The 12,421-nt window shown below is 70.4% G+C and carries 10 protein-coding genes; 1 reads left to right on the top strand and 9 read right to left on the bottom strand.

Annotated features, from left to right (window positions below):
* Positions 1-84: 84 nt before the first annotated feature.
* The 3 genes from glmS to AB0I68_RS09495 form a co-directional block, all read right to left on the bottom strand.
* Positions 85-1,902, bottom strand: a complete 1,818-nt coding sequence (gene glmS / locus AB0I68_RS09505; RefSeq protein WP_363176637.1) for a glutamine--fructose-6-phosphate transaminase (isomerizing) — start codon at positions 1,900-1,902, stop codon at positions 85-87.
* A 73-nt stretch (positions 1,903-1,975) separates the two neighbouring features.
* A complete protein-coding gene (locus tag AB0I68_RS09500; RefSeq protein ID WP_031150000.1) occupies positions 1,976-2,251 on the bottom strand; it encodes a hypothetical protein in 276 nt (91 codons plus the stop codon).
* Positions 2,252-2,359: 108 nt separating this feature from the next.
* Positions 2,360-3,265, bottom strand: a complete 906-nt coding sequence (locus AB0I68_RS09495) for a DUF4429 domain-containing protein (protein WP_363176636.1) — start codon at positions 3,263-3,265, stop codon at positions 2,360-2,362.
* 51 nt (positions 3,266-3,316) lie between these two features.
* On the opposite strand from AB0I68_RS09495, the gene AB0I68_RS09490 reads away from it, so the two are divergent.
* Positions 3,317-4,900 (top strand): beta-N-acetylhexosaminidase, encoded by a 1,584-nt coding sequence (locus AB0I68_RS09490; RefSeq protein WP_363176635.1) that lies wholly within the window; start codon positions 3,317-3,319, stop codon positions 4,898-4,900.
* Between the two features lie 57 nt (positions 4,901-4,957).
* Here the strand turns inward: AB0I68_RS09490 and AB0I68_RS09485 are convergent, their stop codons facing one another.
* From AB0I68_RS09485 to AB0I68_RS09460, 6 genes are all read right to left on the bottom strand, one after another.
* The gene (locus tag AB0I68_RS09485) at positions 4,958-6,742 is read right to left on the bottom strand and encodes an IucA/IucC family siderophore biosynthesis protein (RefSeq protein ID WP_363176634.1); all 1,785 of its coding nucleotides are present in this window, start codon (positions 6,740-6,742) and stop codon (positions 4,958-4,960) included.
* Positions 6,739-7,326, bottom strand: coding sequence for a GNAT family N-acetyltransferase (locus tag AB0I68_RS09480; RefSeq protein ID WP_363176633.1), 588 nt, complete (start codon positions 7,324-7,326; stop codon positions 6,739-6,741). Before AB0I68_RS09480 ends, AB0I68_RS09485 begins: the two co-directional genes overlap by 4 nt.
* Positions 7,323-8,642, bottom strand: a complete 1,320-nt coding sequence (locus tag AB0I68_RS09475; protein WP_363176632.1) for a SidA/IucD/PvdA family monooxygenase — start codon at positions 8,640-8,642, stop codon at positions 7,323-7,325. Before AB0I68_RS09475 ends, AB0I68_RS09480 begins: the two co-directional genes overlap by 4 nt.
* Positions 8,626-10,134 (bottom strand): aspartate aminotransferase family protein, encoded by a 1,509-nt coding sequence (locus AB0I68_RS09470; RefSeq protein ID WP_363176631.1) that lies wholly within the window; start codon positions 10,132-10,134, stop codon positions 8,626-8,628. Before AB0I68_RS09470 ends, AB0I68_RS09475 begins: the two co-directional genes overlap by 17 nt.
* Before the next feature lie 173 nt (positions 10,135-10,307).
* On the bottom strand, positions 10,308-11,237 hold the full coding sequence (locus AB0I68_RS09465) for a siderophore-interacting protein (protein ID WP_363176630.1): 930 nt from the start codon (positions 11,235-11,237) through the stop codon (positions 10,308-10,310).
* Between the two features lie 52 nt (positions 11,238-11,289).
* Entirely contained in the window at positions 11,290-12,336 is a 1,047-nt protein-coding gene (locus AB0I68_RS09460; protein WP_363176629.1) for an ABC transporter substrate-binding protein, read from the bottom strand.
* Positions 12,337-12,421 lie beyond the last annotated feature (85 nt).

Here is a 12,421-nt window from a genome sequence, read left to right as displayed (position 1 = left end):
AGGGCGCCGCGGTCGACGTACGCGGGCGGAACGCGGGAACGGCCCCCGGGAATCCCCGGGGGCCGTTCTGCGCGATCGGTGCGACTACTCGACGGTGACCGACTTCGCCAGGTTGCGCGGCTTGTCGATGTCCCGGCCCAGGGCCAGGGCGGTGTGGTACGCCAGCAGCTGGAGCGGGATGCCCATCAGGATCGGGTCCAGCTCGTCCTCGTTCTTGGGCACGAGGATGGTGTGGTCGGCCTTCTCCTGCTCGCGGTGGGCGACCGCCAGGATCCGGCCGCTGCGGGCCTTGATCTCCTCCAGCGCCGCGCGGTTCTTCTCCAGCAGGTCGTCGTCCGGGACGATCGCGACCGTCGGCATCGCCGGCTCGATGAGCGCGAGCGGGCCGTGCTTGAGCTCGGAGGCCGGGTAGGCCTCGGCGTGGATGTAGGAGATCTCCTTCAGCTTGAGGGAGGCCTCCAGGGCCACCGGGTAGCCGCGGACCCGGCCGATGAACATCATCGACTTGGCCTCGGCGTACTCGGCCGCCAGCTTCTTGATGTCCTCTTCGCTCTCGAGGATCTCCTGGATCTGCGCGGGCAGCTTGCGCAGGCCCTCGATGATCCGCTTGCCGTCGGTGACCGACAGGTCCCGGATCCGGCCCAGGTGCACGGCGAGCAGCGCGAAGGCCACGACCGTGTTGGTGAAGCACTTGGTGGAGACGACGCACACCTCGGGGCCGGCGTGCACGTACACGCCGCCGTCGGCCGCGCGGGCGATCGCGGAGCCCACCACGTTGACCACGCCGAGGACGCGGGCGCCCTTGCGCTTGAGCTCCTGCACGGCGGCCAGCACGTCGTACGTCTCACCGGACTGGGAGACGGCGATGTAGAGGGTGTCGGGGTCCACGACCGGGTTGCGGTAGCGGAACTCGGAGGCCGGCTCGGCGTCCGCGGGGATGCGGGCCATGCTCTCGATGAGGCCGGCGCCGATCATGCCTGCGTGGTACGAGGTGCCGCAGCCCAGGATCTTGACCCGGCGGATGCCGCGCGCCTCGCGCGGGTCCAGGTTCAGGCCGCCCAGGTGCACGGTGCTGAAGCGGTCGTCGATCCGGCCGCGCAGCACGCGGTCGACCGCGTCGGGCTGCTCGGAGATCTCCTTGTGCATGTAGGTCTCGTGGCCGCCCATGTCGTACGAGGCGGCCTCCCACTCCACGGTCTCCGGCGTGGCGGTGGTGGTGGCACCGCTGGTGGTGTAGGTGCGGAAGTCGTCGGCCTTCAGGGTGGCCATCTCGCCGTCGTCGAGGGTGACGACCTGGCGGGTGTGGGCGATGAGCGCGGCGACGTCCGAGGCGACGAACATCTCCTTCTCGCCGATGCCGAGGACGACCGGCGAGCCGTTGCGGGCCACGACGATGCGGTCGGCGAAGTCGGCGTGCATGACGGCGATGCCGTAGGTGCCCTCGATGGCCTTGACGGCCTCGCGGACCTTCTCCTCGAGAGTGTCGGCCTGGGAGCGGGCGACCAGGTGGACGATGACCTCGGTGTCGGTCTCCGAGATGAAGACGACCCCCTCGGACTGCAGCTTGGCGCGGAGCTCGTCGGCGTTGTCGACGATGCCGTTGTGGACGACCGCGACCTTGCTGTCGGCGTCGAGGTGCGGGTGGGAGTTGATGTCGCTCGGCGCGCCGTGGGTGGCCCAGCGGGTGTGGGCGATGCCGGTGGTGCCGGTGAAGCGCTTGGGCACCCGGGACTCCAGCTCGCGGACGCGACCCTTGGCCTTGACCACCTTCAGCGCAGGGGACTTCGGGCTGTTGACGACGATGCCCGCGGAGTCGTATCCGCGGTATTCCAGTCGCTGCAGGCCTTCCAGCAACAGCGGTGCCACGTCACGCTTGCCGATGTAACCCACGATTCCGCACATAAAGTCTTGCCCCTCCTGAAGTTCGGTTGCCCTTGCCGCTGTTGTCGCCGCGCCTTGCCGGCGGCCCTGTCGCTCAGCCGTAGACGATGCGGCGCAGCTGCCGGAGTGACAGCTCCGGCGGCGCCACGGCGCGGTGCGGCAGCTCGGCCGCGATCCGCTCGAAGATGTCCGCGTTGACCGCGCCTCCGGACTGGAGCTCGCGGTGGCGGCGGCGCACGAATTCCTCGGTCGTCTCGTCGAAGTACGCGAGTACGTCGAGCACCACCCGGGCGGCCTCGCCGCGCTGCAGCGCGGTGCTGCGCACCAGGTGGTCGACAAGATCGTCATGAGACGGGCGGCGGTCGAGCACCCGTAGATACTGACGGGCCGCGGCCAGGAACGCAAAGATCCTGCCCGAAATCGGGCAGGATCCATCTGGTCCAGACCAGCGGAATGCGTAAATCCGCTCACTAAAGGGCTAAAAGCGGCGCAAAATGGCCTGCTTGGCTGCGGCGAACTCCTCGGCCGTGAGGATGCCCCCCTGATGCAGCTGGCCGAGTTCGCGCAGCCGGCGCAGCAGGGCGTCGTGGTCCTCGGGAGCCGTCGGCTCGGCTGCCGAGGCCGCGAGCTCCGGCACCGGCGCCGCGGACAGGGCCGGGGCGGCCTCGGCCGGCGCCGAGTCACCACGGGGATGGGGCATCCGCACCGCCACGGCCGCCGCGACCAGCGCCATCAGCGGGTCCTTCTTGAAGCCGAACAGCTCCACCGTGTACGGGTCGTACTTGGGCGCGGGAGCCGCCGGGGCGCCCGCCAGCGTGAACCGGATCCACCCGTTGTCCAGGCCCTTAGAGGGGGACCACTCCACCGCTCGCAGGTCCGCGACCCGGAATTCGCGCGGCCCGCCGGAGCGCTTGGCCTCCTCCGTCGTCCAGTTCCAGTCCAGCGCCAACCGGTCCCCGTCGAAGGCCACCGTCCCGTCCCCCGCGGCCACCGTGAGCGGGACGGTCGGCCCCGGCAGCAGATAGGCGTCCGCCGGGCCGGGGTCCACCTGGTCCAGCAGCAGCGCATTGCGGACCTCGTCCACGAAGTACTCCGCCACCCCGGTCCGGTCCGCATCCACGGTCAGCCGGTACGGATCGGAGGCCTCCGGCAGCCGCCCGCCCGTCACCTGGAGCAGCGGATCGGTGCCGTCACGCAGCTTCAGCCTCAACCGGCCCGCCTTGCGGCCCGGTTCGTGACTGACCCCGGCGAGCGCGCGCAGCGGTACGACCACCTCGCCCAGCGTCTGGCGCAACAGCCCCACCCCCTTGTCGCGGCCGGGCACGATACGCACCGCGTCCCCGTCGAAGGTCCATGTGCCGTCCTTCTGGATGATTTCCGCCATCCTTCGATTCTCGCACCGGCCCCAGCAGGCCAGTTGGCCTATACCTGCCCTATGAAAGTCCTGCGACGTGTGCTCGCCGCCCTCCTCGTCCTCGGCGCGGCCGTCTCCTGCGCCGCGTCCCCCGGCGCCGGCGCCGGACCCGGGGACGAGCGCCCCGCCGTCCTCGCCCCCTACGAACAGCTCCTGCCGGCGCCGGCCTCGGCACGCGCCGAAGGCCCCGGGTACGCCGTCGGGGAGGGCACGGTCATCCGTACCGGCCCGACCGGCGAGAAGGAGGTCCGCCGGGTCGGCGAGCTCCTCGCGCAGCAGCTCGGGGGCCCCGCCGGGCTCCCGCTGCCGGTGGTCGACGGGGCCGACGGCGACGGGATCCGGCTGCGGCTCGACGAGGCGGCCGAGGGGGTCGGCGCCGAGGGGTACCGGCTGGAGTCCGGCCCGAGGGGGGTCACGCTGACCGCCCGGACCCCGGCGGGGCTCTTCCATGCGGGCCAGACGCTGCGCCAGCTGCTGCCGGTGGCCGGCCCGGGCACGGTGCCCGGCGGCGAGATCACCGACGCGCCGCGCTTCGCGTACCGGGGCGCCATGCTCGACATCGCCCGCCACTCCTTCACGGCGGAGCAGGTCAAGCGGTACGTCGACCAGCTTTCCCAGTACAAGGTCAACACGCTGCACCTGCACCTGACCGACGACCAGGGCTGGCGGATCGCGATCGACTCCTGGCCGCGGCTGGCGGAGTACGGGGGCGGCAGCGAGGTCGGCGGCGGGCCGGGCGGGTACTGGACGAAGGACCAGTACCGGGACCTGGTCGCGTACGCGGGGGAGCGGTACGTGGACGTGGTCCCGGAGATCGACATGCCGGGGCACGTGAACGCGGCCCTGGCCTCCTACGCGGAGCTGAACTGCGACGGGAAGGCCCGCGAGCGCTACACCGGGATCAAGGTCGGCTTCAGCTCGCTGTGCGTCGGCAAGGAGCGGACGTACGAGTTCATCGACGAGGTGCTCGGCGAGCTGGCCGAGCTGACGCCGGGCCGCTACCTCCACATCGGCGGCGACGAGGCGCACTCGACGCCGGCGGCGGACTACGCGGCGTTCATGGACCGGGCCCAGCAGGTGGTGGGGCGCCACGGCAAGACGGTGGTGGCCTGGCACCAGCTGGCGACGGCCCGCCCGGCGCCGGGCGCGGTGCTCCAGTACTGGGGCCACGACAAGACCCCGGCCGCCGAGAAGGCGGCGGTGGCCGCGGCGGCGAAGGCGGGTCACCCGCTGATCCTGTCGCCGGCGGACCGGCTGTACCTGGACATGAAGTACGACCCGGCGACGAAGCCGGGACTGGCGTGGGCGGGCTTCGTCCCGGTGCGCAGGGCCTACGACTGGAACCCGGGGTCCTACCTGGCCGGGTCCGCAGTCCCGGAGTCCGCGGTCCTGGGCGTCGAGGCGCCGCTGTGGACGGAGACGATCGCGACGCGCTCGGACCTGGAGTTCATGGCCTTCCCGCGGGTCCTGGGCCTCGCGGAACTGGGCTGGAGCCCGGGCCCGCAGAACTGGTCTTCGTACCGCCGGCGCCTGGCCGCCCAGGCCCCCAGGCTGGACGCCCGGAGCACCGCCTACTACCGGGCCCCGGACGTCCCCTGGGGATGACGGGGCGGGGCGGGCGCGGCGGCGAGGGACCGTATCGGCGCCGCGCCCGCCCCCTGATCACCGCCGCGCGGCGAAGGGCGCGACGGGGTTCTTGAGGGTGCCGATCAGCTGGAGGGCGGCCGCCGGGTCGGCGAGGTCGACCATCTGCTTGTTGTTGCGCAGCTGGAGCCGGTTCAGGCAGGACAGCTGGAACTCCTCGGCGAACAGGTCGTACCGCTCGAAGCGCTCAGCCAGCTGCGGCATCGAGTCCTGGTAGGCGTGGGCGCAGTCCGCGACCGCCCGCCAGAAGGTGTCCTCCTCGCAGATGCCCTCCGTGGCGAGGATCGAGCCCAGGAAGCGGAAGAAGCAGTCGAACACGTCCGTGAAGACGGACAGCAGCTTCATGTCCTGCGGGATGTCCGCGCGGACCCGCTCGACCGCGGGCGGCAGGACCGCGTCCGGGTCCATGACCACGATCTCCTCGGCGATGTCCTTGAAGATCGCCCGCTTCACCACGCCGTTCTCGATGACGAGGATGGTGTTCTCGCCGTGCGGCATGTACGCCAGGTCGTACTGGTAGAAGCAGTGCAGCAGCGGGACGAGGTAGGCCCGGAGGTAGTGGCGCAGCCACTCGGCCGGGGTCAGGCCCGATTCCTCGATCAGGGCGCCGACGAAGGACTTCCCGTCCGCGTCGACGTGGAGCAGCGAGGCCATCGTCGCGAGCCGCTCGCCCTCCTGGAGCGATCCCACCGGGGACTCGCGCCACAGGGCGGCCAGCATCTTGCGGTACGGGGAGTGGCGGTCGGTGGCGCGCTCGTACTGGCGGTGGTGGTAGCCGATGGCCGCGCGCTCGCGGATGATCGAGAAGTCCACCGACTGCAGGACCTCGTCGCCCTCGATCAGCCGGTGCAGCCAGTCGTTGATCGCCGGGGTGGCCTCCATGTAGGCGGCCGACAGCCCGCGCATGAAGCCCATGTTGAGCACCGAGATCGCCGTCTTGACGTAGTGCTTCTCAGGGGCGGTCGTGTTGAAGAACGTGCGGATCGACTGCTGGGCGAGATAGGCGTCCGGGCCTTCGCCCAGCAGGACCAGGCGGCGGTTCGCGATCTCGGCCGCGAAGGTGACCGTGGTCTTGTTCCACCACTGCCAGGGGTGGACCGGCAGCAGGTGGTAGTCCGCCAGGTCCAGGTCCAGGGCCTTCAGCTGCGCCGCGAACGCCGCGAGCGTCTCCTCGCCCAGCTCGGCGCGCATGAACGCGTCGTGGTCCAGGCCCGCGCCCGCCGTGAAGGTGGAGACGTCCTTGCGGGCCGCCACCCACACCAGGTGGACGGGGCTCGCCGTCTCCGGGGCGTACGAGAGGTACTCGTGCACGCCGAAACCGAGCCGGCCGTTGTTGGCCACGAAGCAGGGGTGGCCCTCGGTCATGCCCGTCTCGATGTCCTGGAAGGAGGACGTCGCCAGGACGGCGGCCGGGACCTGCGGCTTCGTGTACTTGAATCCCGAGCCCGCCAGGGTGGAGGAGATCTCCTCCAGGTAGACCGGCAGCACCTCCGCGCTCAGGCCCAGGGACTCGCGCATCTCGATGTGGAAGTCGAGGGCGTCCGGCGGGAGTTCGGCGCCGTCCCGCCGGCGGGTGATCGAGGCCTCGTCGACCGCCCAGTGGTCCAGGGCGTGGAGGGTCGCGGTGAAGCGGTACTCGACCGAGGCGTCGTCACTCAGGACCGAGTACACCGAGTCGCCGAGCGGCTTCGGGGTCAGCAGGCGCTCGTGCGAGAACTCCGCCAGGGCCTTGCGGACCAGCGCGCGGTTCGCGCGGGCCCACGGTTCGGGGGAGAGGTGCGAGATCGCGTCGGCGAGGCTCATATCGAGGCTCCCGTCAGGCCGGTGGCCGCCTCGAACTGCGCGCGGGTGCAGAAGCTCAGCAGGGCCGTCTTCTCGGGTTTGCGGACCGGGCCGTCGGCGACGAAGCCGACCGCCCCGTTCAGGGCGTGCACCGCCGTGTTCTCCACGTCCGGCTCCACCACGACCCGCTGCGTCCTCGGGTCGGCGAACAGCGCGGCCATCACCGTGGTGATCACGGCGCGGGTGAACCCGTGCAGCGGCCGCTCGCCCGGCGCGACGAGGAAGTGCATGCCGACGTCGCCCGGCCGGGCCTCGTACAGGCCGACCAGCTCCAGCTTCGTCGGGTCGTACGTCTCCATCAGGAAGGCCGGGCGGCCCTCGTGGAGGCCGATGAAGGCGTCGTGGTGCTCGGCCGCCGCGATCTTCATGTACTCGCGCTCGACGTCCGGCAGCGAGGCGTCCTGCATCATCCAGAACGAGGCCTTGGGGTGCGTGACCCAGCCGTGGAGCAGCTCCGCGTCGGCGAAGGGGTCCAGCGGGCGGATCGCGAAGCTGCCGAGGACGGCGTCGTTCCGCGCGAACAGGGTTTCGGTGGTGGTGCTCATGCCTGCATGCCTTCCGGGGCCGCGAACTGCTGGAACGCGATGGACTTCTCGACCTTGTAGAACTCGCGGCCGAGGAGCTCTCCGACGATGTACGCGTTGCGGTACGCGGCCATGCCCAGGTCGGGCGAGGTGATGGAGTGGTTGTGGACCGTGCCGTTCTGGAGGAAGATCCCGCGGCCGGTCACGTCGATGCTGTAGTTGCGGGCCGCGTCGGGGCGGCCGTGGCCGTCGAAGGAGAGGCGGTCGCGGACGGGGTTCAGGAACTCCGGGAGCGTGTACTTGTAGCCCGTCGCGAGGATCAGGCCCTCGGTGGCGAGGGAGAAGTCGCGCTCCTGCTCCTCCTGGCGCAGCCCCAGGGTGTAGGTGCCCGTGGTGGTGTCGTACGCAGCCGAGTTGAGCGAGGTGTTGGTCAGCAGGGTGGTCGGGACCGGGCCCGGCGAGGTGACCTTCTTCTGGTAGAGCAGGTCGAAGATGGCGTTGATGAGCTCGCCGTCGATGCCCTTGAAGAGGTTCTTCTGCTGGTTCTCGAGCCGGTAGCGGGTCTCCTCGGGGAGCGCGTGGAAGTAGTCCACGTACTCCGGGGAGGTCATCTCCAGCGTCAGCTTCGTGTACTCCAGCGGGAAGAACCGCGGGGAGCGGGTCACCCAGTTGAGCCGGTAGCCGTACACGTCGATCTCGGACAGCAGGTCGTGGTAGATCTCCGCCGCGCTCTGGCCGGAGCCGACGAGCGTGATCGACTTCTTCTGCTGGAGCTCCGCCTTGTTCTGCACGTACGCGCAGTTGTGCGTGAAGTCGCCGCCCAGTCCGGCGCAGGCCTGCGGGACGAACGGCGGGGTGCCGGTGCCCAGGACCAGGCGGCGGGCCAGGTGGGTCTCGCCGCGGTCGGTGTGGACCTCGTACAGGCCGGCCTGCTCGTCGTACGTGACCTGTGTGACGGAGGTGGAGTACTGCACGTTGTCGAGGCGGTCGGCGGCCCAGCGGCAGTAGTCGTTGTACTCGGTCCGCAGCGGGTAGAAGTTCTCCCGGATGTAGAAGGAGTACAGCCGGTCCTTGTCCTTCAGGTAGTTCAGGAAGGAGAAGGGCGAGGTCGGGTCGGCGAGGGTGACCAGGTCCGACAGGAACGGCGTCTGCAGGTGCGCGCCGTCCAGGAACATCCCGGCGTGCCACTCGAAGTGCGGCTTCGTCTCGATGAAGAGGCCGTCGAGCTCGTCGATCGGTGCGGTCAGGCAGGCGAGTCCCAGGTTGAAGGGACCGAGGCCGATACCGATGAAGTCGTGGGGCCGGAGGGGGTCACGGGGCTCACGAGACGACTGCAAGGGATTCTCCCAGGTACTGCTCGGCGTGGGACGCGAGGAGGTCGAGGACGGCCGCGATGTCGGCCGTCGTGGTCTGCGGGTTGAGGAGGGTGAACTTCAGGTACTGGTTCCCGTCCACCTTGGTGCCGGCGACGACGGCCTCACCGGAGGCGAACAGTGCCTTGCGGGCGTGCAGGTTGGCCTCGTCGACGAGGTCCTTGCGGACGCCGCTTCCGGACGGGGTCACCTCCCGGCGGTAGCCGGGGGAGTAACGGAAGACCAGGGTGGAGATCTGGGGCTTGACGACCACCTCGAAGCGCGGGTCGGCGTCGATGATGTCCCAGCCCGCGGCGGCCAGGTCGATGACCTCGTCGAAGAGCGAGCCGAGGCCGTCGGCGCCCATGGTGCGCAAGGTCATCCAGAGCTTGAGCGCGTCGAAGCGGCGCGTGGTCTGGATCGACTTGTCGACCTGGTTCGGGATCCGCTCCTCGGCCATGCGGCGGGGGTTGAGGTAGTCCGCGTGGTACGTGGCGTGGCCCAGGGTGTCGCGGTCGCGGACCAGCATCGCGCTGGAACTGACCGGCTGGAAGAACGACTTGTGGTAGTCGACCGTGACCGAGTCGGCCAGTTCGATGCCGTCGAGCAGGTGCCGGCGGGTGGGGGAGACCAGCAGTCCGCAGCCGTACGCGGCGTCCACGTGCATCCACACGGAGTGCTCGGCGGCCAGGCGGGCGATCTCGGGGAGGGGGTCGACGGACCCGAAGTCGGTGGTGCCGGCGGTGGCGACGACGGCCATCGGGAACAGGCCCTCGCGGGCGCAGCTCTCCAGCTCCAGGGCGAGCACGGAGGTGTCCATACGGCGGTTGCGGTCGACCGGGACGGCGATGACGGCCTCGTAGCCGAGCCCGAGCATGGCGGCCGACTTCTTGACGCTGAAGTGGCCTGCCTCGGAGGTGAAGATGCGCAGCTTGGGCAGGACTTCGGACTTGGTCAGCGGCCGCTCGCTGCTCTGCATGACCGTGCGGCAGGCCTCGTCGCGGGCCAGCAGCAGCGCGTGGAAGTTGGACTGGCTGCCGCCGGAGGTGAAGATGCCGTCCGCGTCCGGGCCGAGGCCGATGCGTTGCGCGGTCCAGTCGATCAGGCGGCGCTCGATGAGCGTGCCGCCGATGGACTGGTCCCAGGTGTCCAGGGAGGAGTTGACGGCCGAGAGGACGGCTTCGCCGAGGACGGCGGGGATGACGACCGGGCAGTTGAGGTGGCCCAGGTAGCGCGGGTGGTGGAAGTACACCGCGTCGCGCAGGTAGACCTCTTCCAGCTCGTCGAGGACGGCGGCCGGGTCTTCGAGCGGCCGGTCCAGGTCGATCCCGTTGATGACCGGGGCGAGTTCGTCGACGGATATGCCGCTGTGGGGCCGCTCGGTGGTCGCGATTTTGGCGGCGACGCGCTCGACGCCTTCGGTGACGGAACGCCGGTAGAGGTCCGCGGTCGTCTCATTCAGCAGATGCGAGCGCATCAACGTTCCTCCGGGCAGGTGGGGTTACCACCCAGCGGTAGCTGGGGGAGAGAGGGGGTGGCGGGGAAGGTGATTCTGAGGTTAGCCTAACCTAACTTCCACGCCAAATGGCGATGGGCCCCGGCCGAAAGCCGGGGCCCATCGCTGAAAGGGGGTGAGGGGAGCGGGAGTTGCTACAGCTCTGACGCGGAGTCCTCGTCGGCCGCCTTGCCCGCGTACGCCTCGGCGAGGAGTTCCTCCTCGCTCGCGCCGAGACGCCAGTAGCCGGTGAAGCGCACCGCGCGCCGGTCGATGGAACATTCCTGCACGACGTGCCGGCGGACCGCCCGAACGGTGCCGGCCTCGCCCGCGAGCCAGACGTACGGAGCTTCGGCGTCCGGCGGTCCGGCCGCCCGGAGCGACTCCAGCACGCGCTCGGCGCGCTCCTTGCCCGCGCCCCTCTCCCGCACGATCCAGGTGATGTCCGCGTCGGCGAGCGTCGGCAGGACGAGCCGGTCGTCGGCGTGCGGGACCTCGAACCACGCGGCGACCCGCATGCCGGCGGGGAGCCGGTCCAGGATCGCGGCGGCCGCCGGGAGCGCGGTCTCGTCCGCGTACATCAGCAGCGCGTCGGTGCCGGCCGGCGGCTGGAACCGTACGGACTTGTTCTCCGCGACCGCCGGGCCGATCGCCATGATCCGGCGGCCGGTGACGGCCCGCCCGGCCCAGCGGGACGCGGGGGCTGCGGCATCGGCCGCTGCCGCGGCGGGGTCCCCGTGGAGGACGAAGTCGATGTCGACCTCGTCGACGCCGTCGGGCGTACGGCGCTGCTCGCGCACGGTGTACGAGCGCATCACCGGTCGGTCGGCGTCGGGCATCGCGCGCCAGGCGCCGAACCAGGTGTCCTCGTCGGTGGACGGGAGCACGGTGCGCTCCTCGTGCGCGGGCGGCAGGAAGAGCGAGAGGCTCTGGTCGTAGCCGCCCGAACGGAAGTCCGCGAGGGACTCTCCGCCGAACGTGACCCGCAGGAACGAATGCCCGAGCCGGCGGGTGCGGAGCACTTCGAGTGCGAAGAACCGGAAGTGGGCGACGGCCGGGGCGGCGTCGGATGCGGTGGCGGTCATGCGGAGGGTCCCCCCTGGGAGTGGAAGCGGCGCCTGGTCCGGGCGCCGAGGGTCAGCTGACCTTCTTGGCGTTCTGGATGGACTTCGCGAGGTCCTCGAGGATCTGGGCGCACTTGTCGTACGAGTAGATCGGCTCGGTCACGCGCGGGGCGACCTGGCCGGCCTTGACGGCGGGCAGCTCCGCCCAGGTCGGCTTGGCCTTCAGCTCCTCCGGCTGCAGCGTGCCGGTGCGGTTGTCGAGCAGGACCAGGTCGGCCTTGTACTTGCCGGCGTTCTCCCAGCTGAGGCTCTCGAAGAAGCCGCCCTGGTCGAGCTTGTCCTTCTCCGGGGTGACGAACTCGACGCCGAGGGTCTCGAAGTACTTCAGGTCGGCCGAGGTCTTCGGGGTGGAGACGTAGAACAGGTCGGCGGAGCCGGAGCCGACGAGCACCTTGACGCCCGGGTTGGCCTTGGTGGCCTCGCGGACCTTGGCGGCGGCCGACTCGAAGCGGGCCTTGGCGTCGGCGGACCGCTTGGTGTTCAGGTCGGCGCCCAGGGACTTGGCGAGGTCGGCCGTGCGCTCCAGGGCCTTGTCGAGGGAGACGTCGCCGCCCACGCCGATCGCGGCGGCCGGGGCCAGCTTCAGGATCTTGTCCTTGGAGGCCTCCGGGACGAACCAGTAGCTGCCGTCCCAGGTGTTGGTGACCAGCAGGTCGGGCTGGAGGGCCGCGTACTTCTCGATGTTGAACTCGTCGTAGACGTTGCCGAGGACCTCGACCTTGGAGACGTCCATCGAGCCGGCCATCTTGTCGGCCTTGCCGTTGGCGGTCTTGGTCGGGCCGAAAACGCCCTTGACCTGGATGCCGTAGTCGTAGAGCGCGGCGGCGGTGCCGGTGTAGGCCACGATGTTCTTCGGCCTGGCCTTGAGGCTGATGTCCTTGCCGAGGTCGTCCTTGAAGGCCCAGGCGCCCGAGGCCGCAGCGCCCTTGTCCTTGTCGCCCGTCCCGCCCTTCGCCGAGTCGGAGCCGCCGCATGCGGTGAGGGCCGCGACGAGGCCGAGGGCGCCGCCGGCGGCGATGAGGCCGCGGCGGGAGAGGCGGGAGGTACGGGACTTGGGCATGTCTGTGTCCGCTTTCGTGCGTGCCGGGCGGCCACTGGGCCGTTCGAAGGGAAGGTTAGCCTAACCTTGGCTGGGAGCGGTAAGG

This window comes from Streptomyces sp. NPDC050448 (assembly GCF_040655295.1).
Taxonomy (GTDB): Bacteria; Actinomycetota; Actinomycetes; order Streptomycetales; family Streptomycetaceae; genus Streptomyces.
The sequence above is the reverse complement of the archived record's forward strand: the minus strand, read 5'-3'. Positions and strand labels throughout refer to the sequence as shown.